Annotated in this window: 17 protein-coding genes; 10 read left to right on the forward strand and 7 right to left on the reverse strand. The window is 61.5% G+C overall.

Annotation, left to right across the window (positions count from 1 at the left end):
- The first annotated feature begins 21 nt into the window (after nucleotides 1–21).
- The 4 genes from VJZ71_04075 (at nucleotide 22) to VJZ71_04090 (ending at nucleotide 2,561) form a co-directional block, all read left to right on the forward strand.
- On the forward strand, nucleotides 22–807 hold the full coding sequence (locus VJZ71_04075; protein ID HKQ47231.1) for a hypothetical protein: 786 nt from the start codon (nucleotides 22–24) through the stop codon (nucleotides 805–807).
- Between the two features lie 782 nt (nucleotides 808–1,589).
- A complete protein-coding gene (locus VJZ71_04080; GenBank protein ID HKQ47232.1) occupies nucleotides 1,590–1,799 on the forward strand; it encodes a hypothetical protein in 210 nt (69 codons plus the stop codon).
- A gap of 80 nt (nucleotides 1,800–1,879) precedes the next feature.
- Entirely contained in the window at nucleotides 1,880–2,176 is a 297-nt protein-coding gene (locus VJZ71_04085; protein ID HKQ47233.1) for a MoaD/ThiS family protein, read from the forward strand.
- A gap of 25 nt (nucleotides 2,177–2,201) precedes the next feature.
- Nucleotides 2,202–2,561, forward strand: coding sequence for a DUF1428 domain-containing protein (locus VJZ71_04090; GenBank protein ID HKQ47234.1), 360 nt, complete (start codon nucleotides 2,202–2,204; stop codon nucleotides 2,559–2,561).
- Between the two features lie 66 nt (nucleotides 2,562–2,627).
- Here the strand turns inward: VJZ71_04090 and VJZ71_04095 are convergent, their stop codons facing one another.
- From VJZ71_04095 to VJZ71_04105, 3 genes are all read right to left on the reverse strand, one after another.
- Complete coding sequence (locus tag VJZ71_04095; GenBank protein HKQ47235.1) at nucleotides 2,628–3,830, reverse strand: amidohydrolase family protein; 1,203 nt, start codon at nucleotides 3,828–3,830, stop codon at nucleotides 2,628–2,630.
- A 95-nt stretch (nucleotides 3,831–3,925) separates the two neighbouring features.
- Nucleotides 3,926–5,221 carry an amidohydrolase family protein gene (locus tag VJZ71_04100; GenBank protein ID HKQ47236.1) on the reverse strand — a complete coding sequence of 432 codons (1,296 nt, stop codon included), beginning with the start codon at nucleotides 5,219–5,221 and terminating at the stop codon, nucleotides 3,926–3,928.
- 141 nt (nucleotides 5,222–5,362) lie between these two features.
- Nucleotides 5,363–5,737, reverse strand: a complete 375-nt coding sequence (locus tag VJZ71_04105) for a thrombospondin type 3 repeat-containing protein (protein HKQ47237.1) — start codon at nucleotides 5,735–5,737, stop codon at nucleotides 5,363–5,365.
- Between the two features lie 285 nt (nucleotides 5,738–6,022).
- Between VJZ71_04105 and VJZ71_04110 the strand changes: the two genes are divergently transcribed.
- Entirely contained in the window at nucleotides 6,023–6,346 is a 324-nt protein-coding gene (locus tag VJZ71_04110; GenBank protein ID HKQ47238.1) for a rhodanese-like domain-containing protein, read from the forward strand.
- Nucleotides 6,347–6,370: 24 nt separating this feature from the next.
- On the opposite strand, the gene VJZ71_04115 is transcribed toward VJZ71_04110, so the two are convergent.
- Complete coding sequence (locus tag VJZ71_04115; GenBank protein HKQ47239.1) at nucleotides 6,371–6,520, reverse strand: hypothetical protein; 150 nt, start codon at nucleotides 6,518–6,520, stop codon at nucleotides 6,371–6,373.
- Nucleotides 6,521–6,581: 61 nt separating this feature from the next.
- On the opposite strand from VJZ71_04115, the gene VJZ71_04120 reads away from it, so the two are divergent.
- Both VJZ71_04120 and VJZ71_04125 read left to right on the forward strand, forming a co-directional pair.
- A complete protein-coding gene (locus VJZ71_04120) occupies nucleotides 6,582–6,842 on the forward strand; it encodes a DUF3175 domain-containing protein (GenBank protein ID HKQ47240.1) in 261 nt (86 codons plus the stop codon).
- A gap of 201 nt (nucleotides 6,843–7,043) precedes the next feature.
- Nucleotides 7,044–8,225, forward strand: a complete 1,182-nt coding sequence (locus VJZ71_04125) for a PQQ-binding-like beta-propeller repeat protein (protein ID HKQ47241.1) — start codon at nucleotides 7,044–7,046, stop codon at nucleotides 8,223–8,225.
- A 40-nt stretch (nucleotides 8,226–8,265) separates the two neighbouring features.
- On the opposite strand, the gene VJZ71_04130 is transcribed toward VJZ71_04125, so the two are convergent.
- Nucleotides 8,266–9,792: a transglutaminase family protein gene (locus VJZ71_04130; GenBank protein HKQ47242.1), complete on the reverse strand. Its 1,527-nt coding sequence runs from the start codon at nucleotides 9,790–9,792 to the stop codon at nucleotides 8,266–8,268.
- Nucleotides 9,793–9,905: 113 nt separating this feature from the next.
- On the opposite strand from VJZ71_04130, the gene VJZ71_04135 reads away from it, so the two are divergent.
- Nucleotides 9,906–10,454, forward strand: coding sequence for a hypothetical protein (locus VJZ71_04135; GenBank protein ID HKQ47243.1), 549 nt, complete (start codon nucleotides 9,906–9,908; stop codon nucleotides 10,452–10,454).
- Between the two features lie 46 nt (nucleotides 10,455–10,500).
- Here VJZ71_04135 and VJZ71_04140 read toward each other — a convergent pair whose 3' ends face one another.
- Both VJZ71_04140 and VJZ71_04145 read right to left on the reverse strand, forming a co-directional pair.
- The gene (locus tag VJZ71_04140) at nucleotides 10,501–11,268 is read right to left on the reverse strand and encodes a DUF4190 domain-containing protein (GenBank protein HKQ47244.1); all 768 of its coding nucleotides are present in this window, start codon (nucleotides 11,266–11,268) and stop codon (nucleotides 10,501–10,503) included.
- Nucleotides 11,269–11,307: 39 nt separating this feature from the next.
- The gene (locus VJZ71_04145) at nucleotides 11,308–12,552 is read right to left on the reverse strand and encodes an alcohol dehydrogenase catalytic domain-containing protein (GenBank protein ID HKQ47245.1); all 1,245 of its coding nucleotides are present in this window, start codon (nucleotides 12,550–12,552) and stop codon (nucleotides 11,308–11,310) included.
- A gap of 241 nt (nucleotides 12,553–12,793) precedes the next feature.
- Between VJZ71_04145 and VJZ71_04150 the strand changes: the two genes are divergently transcribed.
- Both VJZ71_04150 and VJZ71_04155 read left to right on the forward strand, forming a co-directional pair.
- Complete coding sequence (locus VJZ71_04150; GenBank protein HKQ47246.1) at nucleotides 12,794–13,363, forward strand: response regulator; 570 nt, start codon at nucleotides 12,794–12,796, stop codon at nucleotides 13,361–13,363.
- A gap of 24 nt (nucleotides 13,364–13,387) precedes the next feature.
- Nucleotides 13,388–15,673 carry an HDOD domain-containing protein gene (locus VJZ71_04155; GenBank protein HKQ47247.1) on the forward strand — a complete coding sequence of 762 codons (2,286 nt, stop codon included), beginning with the start codon at nucleotides 13,388–13,390 and terminating at the stop codon, nucleotides 15,671–15,673.
- The last annotated feature ends 58 nt before the right edge of the window (nucleotides 15,674–15,731 follow it).

Below are 15,731 nucleotides of genomic sequence, written 5' to 3' on the forward strand. Positions count from 1 at the left end.
CAATTCCCAGTTTCTGACAGAATGTCGCTAAGACAAAAGGGGTTGTTGCTCGTCGCTGGAGTAGCGGCGCTCTTGATGGTCGCGTTCTGGATCACATCCTATTTCTGGACCGCCATCCTGAAAGTCGAATCTTGCATTTTCGCGATCCATCGTGGAGTTATCGATTGGTGGCCTGAATACGATCTTCACATGGACATCGAGATTCCGAGCAGCGCCATAGCACTTCACAAGGCGGATCAGGCCCTGTTTGTGATTGGGCAGATACCCCTCGGAGCGCTTGTGGTGGTGTGCCTCGCGGCATTCCTCGCTTGGACGCCAAACCCACAAATTGGAAAAATCTGCCTTCGATTCCGAACTCGACCGCGCACGAGAGTGGCGTTCGCCTGCTTTTGCGTGTCTCTGCTCGTTTGTTGGGCGCTGAGCCTGGGACGAGAGATGGGCGCCCAAATCCCTTTCGCCCGCGCAGCGGTCGCGACGGGCCAAGTTCACTTTGCATGGAATCCGTCATCGGGGAGTGATAAGAAATCGGACGCCGTGCGAAGTGCCGATTTCGACCTTTGGTGCCGTGAAGCAATGATGCGGTCTTGCCCGGGCTGCGAACAGGGCTATTACATGAATTCGTACCACACAATGAATGGAATCAACCTCCTCTGGCCGTTTTCCATCTTTGTCTCCGGTTTTTTTCTCATGGAGCGCGGTGTTCGTGAAGCCAGAAAAGGACATTTGTGTCACCGCTGCGGCTACAACCTCACCGGCAACGTCAGCGGTCGCTGCCCGGAGTGCGGAACGATATGCAAGCCGCATTGAACGCTGCAACTACTTCTCGGCCCGCCCATAAGTCGCACGTGCTCTTGTTGGTCGGCGGTGCGATCCTCGTTCTGGCGATCATGGTTTGGTCAGCGTTCTCGCAGCGCGCGATCTTTTTCCACCATATTCCCCTTAGCGACGGATTCATCCGTATTGAAATCCGGGAGGGCCGACTTCGATTTGACGGAAAGACGCCCACAAGCGCAGGTGTGTCCTCGTACCCTCATCTTGCAAGAGTGCCGGGCATCCTATCCTACCTATGGTACGTAACGAATATTGGCATGGCGACCACACCCCCACGACCGGGAGCAACTTGGCTGAGCTGGCATTCGAGGATTCATCTCGGAGTTTTTATTGCGATACTCATGCTATATCCGGCGATCGTCTCTCGCGACGCCCGAAGCCTCTTAAAGTGGGCCGGGCTCGGATGCTGCATAGCGATCTTTGCCAAACTAGTCGTGGCTTTTCGCGTCGCCGCTACCTCACGAAACTACAGCCCGGAAAGGCTGTTTCTCGACTTGGCCGTACAGTTCTTCGTGGTGCTGATTCCGACAGCACTTTTGTTCTTGTGGGCCATGAAGGCTGAGAAAAAGCCCGGATATTGTGCGCGATGCGGCTACAACCTCACTGGCAACGTCAGCGGTCGCTGCCCAGAGTGCGCAGCGCCGGTCGGGGGAACAATCCCCGATCCGGCATAGGACGAATGCCCCGGAAGCCGATAGAAAGAAGGCGGGACACCGCGAGACTATGATCCACCGGTCTCGCCGATTCGGAGATTGAACATGCGACTTGTCCTGAGCTTTGTATTTGCCCTGGGGATGGCCGTCGGATTGGGTGCGGGGTGCTCCGACAACAGCCATGAGTGCTGCGACCATCATGCGCGCCACGACGACGCGGACATCAAGGTCGATGCGCCCTACGCCCGCGTCCGAGTTAACATCCCGGACAATGATGATGACGACGTCGACGTCGATGTGGATGTCGACGATTAGCGCGGGCGGGTCGATCCGCCACACGAAAATAGCGAGAGGCCTTAGCTCAGTTCCTGGCGACGATCTTCGCGCTGCGTGACATGATCCGAGTCGTTATCCCATTCCACCTGCGAACCCTGGCCTGCGTGGACGACGAGGTGCCTCTTGATGTGGAAGGCCCAATCACACAGCGCTCCGTCCTCGACGCCCTCGATGCCCGTTATCCGATGCTCCGCGGCACGATCCGCGATCATGGCACGTTGAAACGTCGGCCGTTTATCCGCTTTTTCGCCTGCGAACGTGACCTGTCGCACGAATCGCCGGATGTCCCGCTGCCCGAGGCGGTCGCGACCGGCCGCGAACCCTTCCTTATTGTCGGCGCGATCGCAGGCGGTTAGACTGGCTGCCAACGGAGGAAATACCATGGCTTATGTTGATGGATACGTACTGCCGGTACCCAAGAAAAACCTCAAGGCCTATGTCGGCATTGCGAAAAAGGCCGGCAAGATCTGGCGCGACCACGGCGCGCTCGAGTATCGCGAGTGCGTCGGAGAGGACCTGAACGTGAAGTTCGGAATGCCGTTTCCCAAGCTGGTCAAGCCCAAGACCGGCGAGACGGTCGTCTTCTCGTACATCGTCTTCAAGTCGCGGGCCCATCGCGACAAGGTGAACGCCAAGGTCATGAAGGACCCGCGCCTCATGCAGATGTGCGACCCGAAGAAGATGCCCTTCGACTGTAAGCGGATGGTCTACGGCGGATTCGAGACGCTGGTCGACGCCTAAGGCGGTGTTTCCCGGCGCACGACGGAGGCAGTGCCGAGCAGGATCGCGCACCGCCGCCGCGCATTCCTATCGCGTCTCGCTGCTGACGACCTGGCCGTTGATCACCACGCCGGTGCAATGCGTCGTGTATTCGAAGGGATCGCCGTCGTAGAGGGCCACGTCGGCGTCCTTGCCCGGTTCCAGGGAGCCTACGCGGTCGGAAATGCCGAGCATTTTCGCCGCGTCGATCGTGATCGTGCCTAGCGCCTGCTCAAACGTCAGGCCGTTCGCCGCTGCGATGGCCGCCTCGAAGAGGGCGATGCGCGTCTTGGGGACGTAGTCCTCATAGCCGCTTTGCAAGGCGACCGGGATCCCGGCCTTGATCAGCGTCGCCGCCGATTCCATGCTCAGATTCTCCGTCTCGCCGCGACCGGTACGCGTCATGGTCGGGTGGATGATGACCGGCACGCCGGCAGCCTTGATCTGGTCCATGACGAGGTAAGATTCCGCCGCACCGTCCAGCACGATCTTGATCTTGAACTCCCCGGCCACGCGCAGGGCCGAAACGATGTCCGTCGCCCGGTGGACCGTGACCAGCAGCGGCAGTTCGCCCTTGAGGACGCGCGTCATCGTCTCCAGCCGCAGATCGCGGTCAGGCCGCTTCTTTTCATCCGGCAGTTCCAGTTTTCGCTGGTACTCCTGGGCCTTGATGAGCTGTGCGCGGAGCATCGCGATCGCCTTGGAGCGCGTGCCGGGAGATTTTTTCTCGGCATCTTTCCCCTTGGCCCGCGCATCTTCGCCCAGCGTACAGGCCACCATTGCGGTTGGATTGATGACCGCGTCCTCGACCGTGTTGCCGGTCGTCTTGACGATCATCGTCTGTCCGGAGATGAGCGCGCCGGGGGCGTGGCCGGTGTGCAGGGTCGTGACGCCGAAGCCGCGGACCCATTCGATGAGGCGTTCCTGCGCGTTGTAGGAATCGATGGCCCGCAACTCGGGCTGAATCGGTTCGCTGGCATCGAGCTGGTCCTGGTCCTGATCCTGATTGAGATAGCCGGTCAGGCCGACGACGCTGTGGGCATCGATGAGGCCGGGCGTGACGACCTTGGCCGTGAGTGTCTTTACTCCGTCGGGGATCGTGACGGTATCGGCCGGACCGACCTTAACGATCTTTTGGGCTTCAATGAGAACAACGCCGTCCTTGATTGGCGCGCCGACCATCGTGTAGACCGTTTCACCGCGAATGGCGAGTTGGGCTGAAGCGGGCGCGGACGAATAGAGCAGATTCACCACAGAGGCACAGAGACACAAAGAAAGGACTCTGTTCTTCGTCTCGGTGCCTCTGTGCCTCTGTGGTGCATCTTCTGTTTTCGAAGAGTTCATGGCTATTTTTCCCCGGTCTCAAAGCAGCACAGGTGCATCTCCTGGTCCCGGCCCGCGCCGTAACCGCCGACGGCGTAGAGGTAGTCCTTCGGATCGCTGCGATCAAAGACTTTTTCGCCTTCGACGTACGTCTCCAGCACCTTGGTATAGACGCTCAAAGGATCGCCGGACAGGATGATGAAATCCGCGTCCTTGCCCGGTTCGAGCGAGCCGATCCGTTTATCCAGATCGATCATTTTCGCCCCGGCCATCGTCATCGCGTAGAGCGCCTTTTCGCGGGACATCCCGGCTCGCACGCCCAGCGCGGCCGACCGGAGAAAATGCCGCGAATCGGTGATCCAATCGTCGCTATGGTAAGCAGTCAGGACGCCCGCCTTCTCCAGGACCGCACCGGTATTAAGCAGCAAATCTCTGGCCTCGATCTTCCCGCCCGGGCTGTCCACGAGGATGATCGAACACGGAACGCCGGCTTTGGCGATCTCCTCCGCGACCTTCCAACCCTCGCTGACGTGGTGAAGCACGACGCGGAAGTGAAACTCCTGCGACAGGCGAATGACGGTGAGGATGTCGTCGGCACGGTGGGTGTGATGGTGGACGATCCGCTTTCCGTCGAGCACTTCGAGGAGGCCTTCCATCTCCAGATCTCGCTCGGGTCGTTTTTCCGGGTCGTCGCCGGCTTGCTGAAGTTTGCGGCGATATTCCTGGGCCTTGACGAACTTTTCGCGTATCAGTGCGGCGGACTTCGAGCGCGTACCGGGAAACGGCGCCTCGCGCTGGGAGTTGGTGCCGTTGGCCATCTTCATGCCGCCGAGGATATTGCCCGCCTCGTCGTGGATCGCCATCTCTTCAATCGTGCGGGCCTTGCGAAGCTTCAGATAGATTGTCTGGCCGCTCAGCAGGTGGCCGGAACCGGGCATGACGTTCAGCGTGGTCATGCCGCCGGCCCGCGCGCGGACAAAGCCGGAATCGCGGACATTGACGGAATCGAGCACGCGGACATCGGGCTGGATCGGCCCGCTGCTGTCGGCGGCCCAACCGCCGCCGATGTGGCTGTGAGTGTCCACCAGGCCGGGCATGATGACTTTGCCCGTGCAGTCGACGCGCTGCGCGTCCGCGAATCCAGCGTCGGGACCCACCGCTACGATTCTTCCTTTGTGCACGACAATCGTGCCGTGGGCGATCGGGTCGCCGACAATGGGAATGATCTTCGCCCCGACAAATGCCACGGGCTCGTCCTGCGCGGGGGCGAGGGAAGTTAGCAGTAACAGGGTGGAAATCGCAAGGGATGCGTACTTCATCGATCCGCTCCAAACCTCAGGACCTTCTTCCCGAAGGAGCGGATCTTAACGGATCGGGCCGATCGCGTCCCCCAGTGCCCGCACTGCGGGTGGGGGCACTGGGCAACGCGTCGATCAGGGGCAATTGATCCCGAATAGAAGTTATTGAACCAGCGGATTCAGGGGCTGGGCGTCGCAGACATCCCCGGCGCTGTCGAAGTCCGCGTTTTCCTGGCCGGGATTGCTTTGCGCTGGGCAATTGTCGCACGCGTCGCCCACGCCGTCGACGTCGGCGTCGAGTTGATTCCCGTTGGCCGTATTGTCGCAGTTGTCGCAGGCGTTACCGACGCCGTCCGAGTCGTCATCCGCCTGATCCGTATTGCCCACCGTCGGACAATTGTCGGCGTTGTTGATGACGCTGTCGCCATCCGCATCATTCGTAAACAACCCGAGCAGAATGTTGCAGCCGGTCAGCACCAGTAAACTGAGCGCGCAACACACTACAAACCGAGTCCCGATCAATCTTGCCGTGGCCATGCTCTACCTCCACGAAAAGGGTTCCACGCGAGGGCCGGCGAGGATGGTTCAGTTGAGTCACCGCGCTTCCGCGGTTGAGATTAGCCGTGCCGAAGGATGCTATTCAGCACGTTTCAATGCGGTCAAGGTGTATCTAAAACCCCGGTAACGAATGCCCGTGTTTTTGCTGAATAATTGAGAATCGGCGCGTCAAGATCACATTCTGTTTACGTCGAATTCATCACCCATTCATGGCTGTCGCGCAGACTGGTGAGTGTTGCCGTCAGTCCCCCTTTGGAGTAACCGATGCCTACGACGATTCAAACGATTTCAAAAGAAGAACTGTCACAGAAGCTTTCGGAACACGATCGATTCCAACTCCTGAACGTGCTGGAGCCCGAATACTACAAGGAAGGGATCATCCGCGGCTCTCGAAAGATTCCGCTTTCACAACTCGACCGGCGATTCAATGAGCTGGATAAGTCGCAGGAAGTGGTGGTGTATTGCGCCAGCCACGATTGCCCGGCTTCCCGCCAGGCCGCCGAAGCCCTCGCGGCAAAAGGTTTCGACGTGAAGGCCTACGAAGGCGGCATCAAGGAGTGGAAAGAAGCCGGACTGCCGACCGAATGATCGCCGTCCCTGCGCGCCAAGGGCTTACGCCCTCTTGAAATACTGGATGGCGCGCTCGTGCTTCTCGGCCGCTGCCCGCGAGTTGAACGTGCCCAGATTGCGACGTCGCCCGCTCTTCGGGTTTTTCTTACGCGAGTAGAGTCGATACTGACCGGTGGCCAGTTTGCGGATCATCAATCATCTCCTTTTGGCGCGGCCCGAAAGATCCTAGGCGCTGCAAGGGAGGAAATCGCGCGTGGCGGAAAAGAAAAAATGGTCGCACAAGGTCAAGACGACGTCGACGTATCCGCCCGCGGGCCTTTTTACCAGGAGCGCCCCCGCGATTGCTCGTGGAATGGCCAGCAGGCGCGTCAGCCCCAAGGGCATCAGTTCCGGCATCCGCATGATCCAGTTTTTCATTAACCGGGCAGGCAAGGGGCTGTCGCCGACGCGCCGTCGCGAACTCGAACGGGCCAAGCGAATGCTCCAGGCGCGATTGAAACGACGCCGGGCTTGAACCGGCCAGAGTCTCGGCGCAAGATGTGCAGGGCGGTGTCCTATGCGAATCCGATCGGCGTTTGTCCTCAGCTCTTGTCTGTTCGCTTTCACGAGTCCTCCTGTGAGAGCCGGCAACTGGCCTTCCTTCCGCGGACCCAATGGGCGCGGTATCGGCGATGGCCGACCGCCAATTGAATGGGACGTAGAATCCGGGGAACATGTGAAATGGAAATCGTCCATCCCCGGCCAGGGCCATTCTTCCCCGATCCTGTGGGGCGATCGCATTTTCCTCACGACGGCCGTCAGCGCGGATAAGTCATCGCCGGAATTCAAGACCGGCTGGCTCGACGGCACCGGCGAGTCCGCGGCGGACGAGGGGCCGTGGACGTGGAAGGTATTGTGCCTCAACAAGAAGGATGGTCGCCTCGTGTGGCAGCGCGACGCCCACACGGGTATTCCCAAGTCCAAGCGTCACATCAAGGCCACGTATGCGAACAGTACGCCTGCGACCGATGGCACGCACGTCGTCGCCTTCTTCGGCTCCGAGGGCCTCTACTGTTACGATGTCGAGGGCGAGCTTCTTTGGAAGAAAGACCTCGGTCTGCTCAAAAGCGGTCCCTACAACGCGGAGGATCTGGAGTGGGGCAGCGCGAATTCGCCGATTATCCATGATGGTCAGGTCATCCTCCAGTGCGACGCGATGAACAACGCGTTCTGGGCCAGTTTCGACGTGAAGACCGGCCGCGAGCTGCGCCGCGTGAAGCGCGTCGATATCACGACGTGGAGCACGCCGAGCATCGCCGAGTCCGGCGGGCGAACGCAGGTCGTTTGCAACGGATACAAGGAGATGGCGGGATACGATCTGAAGACTGGAGAACGATTATGGACGCTGCACGGAGGCGGCGACTGTCCAGTCCCGACACCGCAAGTCGTCGGCGACATGATCTACCTGACGAACGGTCATGGCCGCAGCCCAATCTACGCCATCCGCGCGGATGCCCGCGGCGACCTGACGCCGACCGATGAGGTTGCGCTACCCGAAGGCCTTGCCTGGTGCCAACCGAAAAACGGCTCCTATATGCCGACGCCGCTGGTGTTGGACAAAAACCTCTACGTGGCGAGCGACAACGGCATCCTCGCGGCATATGACGCGAAGACCGGGAAGCAACTCTATCGCGAGCGGATCAAGGGAGCCGGCACATTTTCCGCGTCAATCGTCGCTGCCGACGACCGCCTCTACTTCGTCAACGAAGCGGGCGACGTGTTCGTCTTTCAGGCGGGCGATTCGTTCAAGCTCCTGGCGAGCAACTCCATGAACGAAATCTGCCTGGCCACGCCGGCGATTGCGGATGGGCAGATCTTCATCCGCGGCCGGGATCATCTCTATTGCATTGGCGATTAATATGAGGCAGCCGCCCCCGACGGCGTTTGTGAGTGAGGCACTACTTCACTTCCACGACCTCGATCTGCAATCGCCCCAGTAGCGGCAACATGGTCGCAATGGAATCGAGAATCCCCTCGTCGTTGAGCGGAAGCAGCGAGAGCGCCACGTGAGTCGGGTCGCAATCGGTCTGCCGCAGCGCCGCGTCGATGTCCACCCATTGGCCGCCGATGTTGACTTGTGCCCACATGTGATAGCCGAAGGCGGCTTCGTGGCCCTCGGCATAGCCCTCCGGTATCTGCACGATCCCGCTGACGCCGCGGGCCGGCAACCCTGCCGACCGCGCCAAGGCCGCCAGCAACACGCCGTGTTCTGTGCAATCGCCGGCCTTGTTGCGAGCGACTTCGCTCGCCGTTGCAAAGCCCACGTCCAGGCTCTTGTCCTCGACGAAGTCCGTGACAAACTTCCGCAGCGCGTCTGCCTTGTCCGCGGGCGACTTCACTCCCCGAACCGCCTTTCGCGCGAGCTTCTTTATTCGCCCATCCTCCAGATCCAGCATCGTAGATGATCGCAGATACTCACGCAGTTCCGCAGAGGGCGCGCCGGCGCTGGCCCTCTCGACTTTCTTCCAGTCAATGCGGCGAATCGTCAGCAGGCCTTCGTGGTCGTTGATGCGCCGAAACGACTGCATGCCCGTCTTGGGCAACTCCGGCAGCTTGCGCGGATCATCCGCGGGCAGGCGAAGGCGCAAAGTAACTTCCCGCGCCTCCGGGTCGATGCGCTGCTCGACCGGTATAAACGTACTGAGAAACAACTCCGGCGGCGCCCCGCCCTTAAGGGCCTCCTCCCTGGTCGAGCGGACCACCGTAATTTTGGCGATGCCCATGTCGAGCGTCGTCAGCAGCGGCGTCGAATCTTCATCCACCCATGACTCCGTCACGATCGGCATTCCCTGAAGCTGCATCGTGGCCGTGACGCGCCAGGCATCCACCTTTTTTCCGTCCAGCTCGATCCTGTCCTTGCCGTGGACCTTAAAGGTCATGCTCACGGGGCCGTCCGGCTTCATGCTCGGTTCGTACGTCTTCACGGTGAACTCGGTACCCGTCTTCAGGCCGCGTTTCCGCTGCTCCAGCAACTGGCCCCAGGCGAACTTGATCTCGGGATCGAAGTCCATCGTCTCTTGGCGCGAAGCGCCGGCCTGCATCGTTGTCAGCGTCAGCCGACCGTCCTTGATCACCCCGGAGTGTCCGATCGGCATCTGCCCCATCGTGGATTCGTGGGAGAAGGCGATCGGTCGGCCGCCCAGCGTCTCGCGATAGCTCTGATCCATCGTGATCTTCACGGTCGCCTCCGCCCGCGCGATCTCGAAGCTCATGCGCACCTGGGAATGAACTTCGTCCCCCTTGCGGTCGGCGGAGGCCATCATGTATCCGCACTTGGTGTCCTGCATTTTGACGACGTACCACTCCTCCTCGCCGTCGGGGTATTGGATGTCCGACGGAGTCCGCGCGAACGTCCCCAACGCAATCGACAGCACCATCGCCGCAGCGGACAAGTAAGTTCGACGCCGTAAGAGCAAGTGAGGCATGATTACTCCTTCTGAACGGTCAGGTCTCGCCGGTTTTTCGGTTTACTTGACTGTCCGATTCCAGGAGTTATTATCCTAGTCCGATGAACGCAGGGACGCGAATTATCGGTTCGATGCTGCTGATCACCGTCGCGGCGGCCGGCTGTCAGCGTCCGGCCCCTCCCGAATCCCCCACGGCGTCGACGATTACCGACGAAGATGTTCAACCGCTGTGGGACACGGCTCTGGCCGTCCTCATCAAACACGACTTCCGTCCCGATCGCCAGGACCGCACTGCGGGGATCATCACCACTCATCCGACAACCAGCAAACAGTGGCATGAGCCATGGCGGCAGGACGTCGCGGATTCATACAGCCTTGGCGAGGCCTCGCTGCACACCGTTCAGCGCCAGGCGACGGTGCGGTTCATTCGTCATCCAAAAGACCAACCTCCCGCTGCTGATAATTGGGCGATCGAGGTGCAAGTCGATATCTATCGCCTGTCCGTCCCGGAATACCAGATCACGTCGTCTTCGTCCGCCATCCGCAGCTTCAACGCCGACCTTCCGACGGTCACGGGGGAAAAAGTGGCCGACGCCCGCGCCGCCCGTCGCTGGGTTCCCCTGGGCCGCGACGGGGCCATGGAAGAGCGGCTATTGTCGCGAATCCTCGCGTCGTATTGATCTGGGAACGCAAGGCCCGGGCTAGCGCGGCCATCATTGTTCATCCTCAAAAAATCCCCACATTCCGCGCCACAAAGATCAGCACAGACACTCCGCCGCACACGATTCCGCAGATGCTCATCGACCGGCCCGCGCCAATCTGCCCCAGGGTCCGAGCACGCTGAAGGGCCATGGCGCCAAAGATGACCGCGGCCGGACCGAGAACAGGCAGGCAGTACGTCGGAAGCGAGAGAACCCCCAGCGTCAGGGCAAAGGGGGCCAGCGAATTCGTAATCGGCCCGGCCTCCATGATCTGCGTGGCCCCCTCCATCGTGAACGGCATCCCACACGCTCGGCACGTATTCACATCAACCGGCATGTCGCGGCCGCAGCGCGGACAGACGATGACCTGCTCGCCGTTGGCCAACCGCTTGATCGTCGGCGCTTTTGTTCCGGCGGTCGCATAGGCGTGCATCGGCGTCGGCAGTTGACCGTCCTCCGCCACGGCGGCGGGACCGGCGGCGAGGCCCGAACTCGGATCCATCATCGGAACCGTGAACACGCCGCCGCAGGTCGGACAGCGTCCCAACTGTCCGCACTGCTCTCCGCGGGCTTCGAGAATGGACCCGCAACGGGTACAGGAAAACGTGAACCGGGCCAATTTGGCGGTCGGCCGCACGGAAGGGTTTGACGGCCGGACGACGAAGGGTTTCTCGCCCTCGGCGGGAAGGCTGAAGTGACACGCACAGTGCGGACAAGCCATCATCTTGCCGACGAGATCAGGCGTGATCGTCAGGGACTTGCGGCAGGCCGGACAGTCCAACAGGTAGCCCATTGCGCGGAATCATACCTTGTGGGCGGCGTGGCGGCGGCGCTAACTGCTCTGGGGATCGAAGACAGCCTTGACGATCGGGTGTCGGCCCCTCGCCAGAAGGTGTCCCAGGGCGGTTCGATATTCGCTGAGTTTGTAGCGCGCGACGGGAATGGCCGACAAGTCGAGCCGCCCGGCCCGCAACCACTCCAGCACCAGTTGATACGTATGAATCGGCCGCTCGCCGTCGCATTCGATCTGCCGGCCGTTGGCCCCGACCACTTGAATCTCGTTGAACCAAAGCGGCGTCGTATCCACGAGCGCGATCCCGCTGGTGCCCACGAGCACCACCGTACCGCGACTGCGGGTCCACTTCATGGCGTCGGTCAGGCTCGTTCCGGTTCCGATGCAATCGAACGTCAGATCGAAACCGCCGATCAGCGCCTGATTCCCGAACCGCCCGGCCAGACGGCGGCCGCCGACGGCATCGGCGATAGCGTCATAACGCTCGGCGTTACCGGCCCCGCGCGGAATCCGAAGGATGGACGTCGCTCCGAGGGCGCCGGCCAGTTCCCCCTGAAATGCATGCCTCGCCAGGATCGTAATCGGATTGTCGTGTCCCAGCGCCCGGATGGCGGCAATGATGCCCAAGGCGACAATTCCCGATCCGCAAACAAGTATGGCCTCTCCGGGCTTCGGTCGTCGGCGCAGGACCGCATGCGCAGCGGAAGCAATCGGGTCCAGGAGCACGGCGACCTCGTCGCTGATTGAATCGTTTACGAGGTGAAGCTGCGAGTGATGAGCAACAAAATACTCGGCCCAGCTTCCGCCGGTCCTGGCATTGAGCCCGATCAGGGAGCGGGGCGGAAAACCGTTTTCGGCCGCGCTCTCGCAAAGCGAGCTTCGCCCCGCGGCGCACTGCCGACATAGCGCGTCCGTGCCGCGAGCCCTGCATCCCAGCGCGGGCTCAACGCACACCCGCTGACCGATCCGGTAGTCATCGACACCGTCGCCGACCTGATCAATCGTCGCGACGTTTTCGTGACCGAGGACCGCCGGAAAACTGGCGAAGGCCTGAAGTATCGTCGCGGGATGCTGGCGCTGCGTTATCAACGCGAGGTCAGTGCCGCAGATGCCGCCGAGGCGCGTTTTCAAGCGAACCCAACCCGGGCCCGGCAGTTCCGGCATCGGTCGGTCCACGAGGCGCAGTCCCGACAAGGCGCCGTAGTAGGCTCGTTGCGCGACGGCCCCCGCGACCTTGCAGATCACCCATCGGAAAGGGGAAACATCGTAAACAAGGGCCTTCATGGGGCGCGTAGTATAGGCCCGGCCAGTGAATAGTATTTGACACAATGGCAAGGAGCCGCGGAAGCGACTTGTTACTTTCAGTTCTCAATGTTCTTTGTGCAGGCCACCGTGAATTCGCTATTCAACATGTTGAGGTCGCACAATTTTGGCCTTGTTAATTTGGGGGCTCTAGGTAGGATGCGTATAAGACCGAAAATAGAAAAGGGTGGCGGCAATGCACTCCCCGCCGACCGAGTGGCGTATGAAGGCCGTCTTCACTACTGGCGAGATCGCCGAAATCTGCAAGATCAGCCAGCAGACCGTGATCCGCTGCTTCGACAGCGGCCGGCTCAAGGGATTCCGCGTGCCCGGTTCGAAGTTTCGTCGCGTGCCCCGGGCCGAACTCATCGCTTTCATGAAGCAGAACAATATCCCGATCGAGAACCTCGACACGGGCAAGCGGCGCGTGCTCATCGTCGATGACGATCCCGCCATCGTGGACATGCTGACCGACCTGCTCGGCCGCGACGGCCGCTTCGAAGTAAAGTCGGCGTCCAACGGTTTCGACGCTGGAGCCCTGACCAAAGAATACAAGCCGGACGTCCTGCTTCTCGACTACCTCCTGCCCGACGTGAACGGCAATGTCGTCTGCCAGCGGGTGCGCAGTGACCCTGAGCTCGCGCACACGAAAATCATCATCGTTTCCGGAGCGGTGGCGCCGGCGGAACTCGAAAAGCTCCGCGCTGCGGGGGCCGACGATTTCATCAAGAAGCCGTTCGACATCGACAAACTCATTGACCGAATCGCGGAACTGTGCAGCAGCGTTTATTAGTTCGCATGTGAAGGGAAGACCGCCATGTCCGAAGCACCTCGCCCAGGCGGAACCTCGCAGCTCGAAGATGGACCGTGGGGCACGGCCGCCGCCGCCGATCCCCACAAGGTTGAGCAGATCCTCTCCCAGCTCGATGAACTGCCGCCGCCTCGGGTAGGGGGTTTACGAACGGCCGATGCCGGCCGACTCGCGAATTCGATTGTCGCGGACGCCCCATTACTCGCCGAGATGCGAGCGATTCAGGCATTGCCAGCGTTCGATCCCCGGCCGGCACGAGTCTTCGTCGGGGAGTGGATCGCCCTGCACGGCGTCGAGGGGGTTCGAGCGCTCGCCCTCGCCCTCAAAATCCTGGACAACTTGGAAACCGGCTGCGGGGATCGCCGTGGTCGCCTCGACCAGGCTGAATTCAGGCGGCACGGCCTGGCCGTCGCGTGTGGCGCCGCACAAATCAGCCAGGCATTGGAAATGCCGGTCGCGTCGCTCGAAATGTTCGCGGCGGGGCTGGTCCACGATATCGGCAAGGCCGCGCTCGATGCGGCACTGCCGAAAAGCTACGTCCGCGTGCTTCGCCGCTTCGAAGCGACCGGTGCGGACTTCGCCGACGTCGAGCAGGCCGTTCTCGGCATCGATCATCTGGCTGCGGGCCGTCATCTCGCGCAGCGCTGGGGACTTCCGGAGCGGGTCGCGGAGTGCATCTGGTTGCACCATCACCTGCCCGAGTCGCTGCCGGCCGCTGTCGCTGTCGGGAGGCACGTGCAAATCGTTCAACTCGCCGACACCCTTGCCCGGGAGCGACGGATCGGCTTCTCCGGTACTCCAACCATCGCCCGCTCTTCGCAGCTTCTCGCCATTCAACTCGGTCTCTCGGAAGAGAAACGAAATACCATTGCCGACGCACTCCTGAGCGAAGTCTCGGCGCGGGCCGGTTGGCTGTCGCCCCGGCCGAAAACCGATCCTGTCAGTTCGGCCCTTGTGGCCTCGGTGCGCGACAAGTCGGTTCGATTGATGGAGGAAAACCGCCGGCTCAAAACGGATCTTCGCTACTTCACGGCCGTCGACCGGTTCAACCAGTCCTTGTCGGCCACTGCCAGCGTGCGCGAGGTATGCGCCGCCGGGGCCGGGGCCATTCAGCGGGCATGTCGAACCAGCCTTCATGAAGTTCGCGCGGTCGTCTTTGTCGTCAGTGCGAACGGCCAGTGGGTCGATGTCGGCTGGGCGGAGGGCCAGACACGCAGCGCCGTATATCAGCGATCGGTCGACGCAGCGGGCGGTACGTCGTCCGCGACACCCGAAGCGCAACATGCAGAAGCCGGTGCAGGGCTTTTGGCGGTGCCCGGCGACTTCGCGGACGTCATTGATCGTGCGCGAGGGGCGCTGGGCAACGGAACCGTGCGGCTATTGCCCATTCTTCATGACAACCGCTGGGTGGGGGGCGCGCTGCTGACCGGGACCGATGACGCAATGACCGCGCTGGAGCGGCAAATAACAGGGCTTTCCGCTTTGGCGCACGCCGTCGGTCTCGCTCTCGCTCGTGCCGGGGAATATGCCGCTGGTCGCCGCCTCGCTGACGAACTCGCCGCCGCGCAGCGCCGCGCTGCCGCGCTGGAGCCGCACCGGATTCGTAACAGCACGCTCGATACCGTACTCGCCATGGCCGCCGGCGCCGCGCACGACCTCAACAATCCGTTGGCCGTCATTTCCGGCCGCGCACAGCTCCTTCACAGCCGCATCACCAACGAACCGGTTCGCGCGGTTCTGAAGGAAATAGCCGGCCAGGCTCAAAGTGCCAGTAACATCGTCACCGAGTTAATGGACTTTGCCCGACCCTGCACCCCCGTTCCCGAATCCATCAATCCCGCGGAGTTTTTTGAGACCCTCCGGACAGAACTGGCCGCCGCGGGATTATTGGATGGGCGGGACCTGTCGTTGGAGGTTGCCCCATCTACGCCGCCTGTATGGTTTGATCGCACACAGTTATCGCATCTCTTTCGGGAACTCATCGCCAATTCCGTCGAGGCCACGACCCCCGACGGCGGCCGTTTGACCGTCAAGGCCGCTCCCGATCTGGCCGAAGAACACGTCGTCATGCGGGTGTCCGACAATGGACGTGGCATGACGGCGGACGTACTCGGGCGGGCGATGGATCCGTTTTTCTCGCACCGACCGGCGGGCCGCGGACGGGGGCTGGGGTTGGCCCGAGTGCAGCGCTGGGTCGCGGCCGGTCAGGCGGCGATTCAGATTGATAGCCAACCCGGTCAGGGAACAACGGTCACTCTGCGACTGCCTGTCCCGCCCGTTCAAACAAAGTAAGCGAACTTCGGGCGAGGGCCGCTATCTGAAAACGGCGGCCGATTGGGGGGTCAATCAA

The organism is Phycisphaerae bacterium (assembly GCA_035275405.1).
In the GTDB taxonomy this organism is placed as follows: Bacteria; Planctomycetota; Phycisphaerae; order UBA1845; family UTPLA1; genus DATEMU01.

Coding starts and splice junctions, on each gene's coding strand:
- VJZ71_04075 (HKQ47231.1), top strand. CDS start 22: ATGTCGCTAAGACAAAAGGGGTTGTTGCTCGTCGCTGGAGTAGCGGCG.
- VJZ71_04080 (HKQ47232.1), top strand. CDS start 1,590: ATGCGACTTGTCCTGAGCTTTGTATTTGCCCTGGGGATGGCCGTCGGA.
- VJZ71_04085 (HKQ47233.1), top strand. CDS start 1,880: ATGATCCGAGTCGTTATCCCATTCCACCTGCGAACCCTGGCCTGCGTG.
- VJZ71_04090 (HKQ47234.1), top strand. CDS start 2,202: ATGGCTTATGTTGATGGATACGTACTGCCGGTACCCAAGAAAAACCTC.
- VJZ71_04100 (HKQ47236.1), bottom strand. CDS start 5,221: ATGAAGTACGCATCCCTTGCGATTTCCACCCTGTTACTGCTAACTTCC.
- VJZ71_04105 (HKQ47237.1), bottom strand. CDS start 5,737: ATGGCCACGGCAAGATTGATCGGGACTCGGTTTGTAGTGTGTTGCGCG.
- VJZ71_04110 (HKQ47238.1), top strand. CDS start 6,023: ATGCCTACGACGATTCAAACGATTTCAAAAGAAGAACTGTCACAGAAG.
- VJZ71_04115 (HKQ47239.1), bottom strand. CDS start 6,520: ATGATCCGCAAACTGGCCACCGGTCAGTATCGACTCTACTCGCGTAAG.
- VJZ71_04130 (HKQ47242.1), bottom strand. CDS start 9,792: ATGCCTCACTTGCTCTTACGGCGTCGAACTTACTTGTCCGCTGCGGCG.
- VJZ71_04135 (HKQ47243.1), top strand. CDS start 9,906: ATGCTGCTGATCACCGTCGCGGCGGCCGGCTGTCAGCGTCCGGCCCCT.
- VJZ71_04140 (HKQ47244.1), bottom strand. CDS start 11,268: ATGGGCTACCTGTTGGACTGTCCGGCCTGCCGCAAGTCCCTGACGATC.
- VJZ71_04145 (HKQ47245.1), bottom strand. CDS start 12,552: ATGAAGGCCCTTGTTTACGATGTTTCCCCTTTCCGATGGGTGATCTGC.
- VJZ71_04150 (HKQ47246.1), top strand. CDS start 12,794: ATGAAGGCCGTCTTCACTACTGGCGAGATCGCCGAAATCTGCAAGATC.
- VJZ71_04155 (HKQ47247.1), top strand. CDS start 13,388: ATGTCCGAAGCACCTCGCCCAGGCGGAACCTCGCAGCTCGAAGATGGA.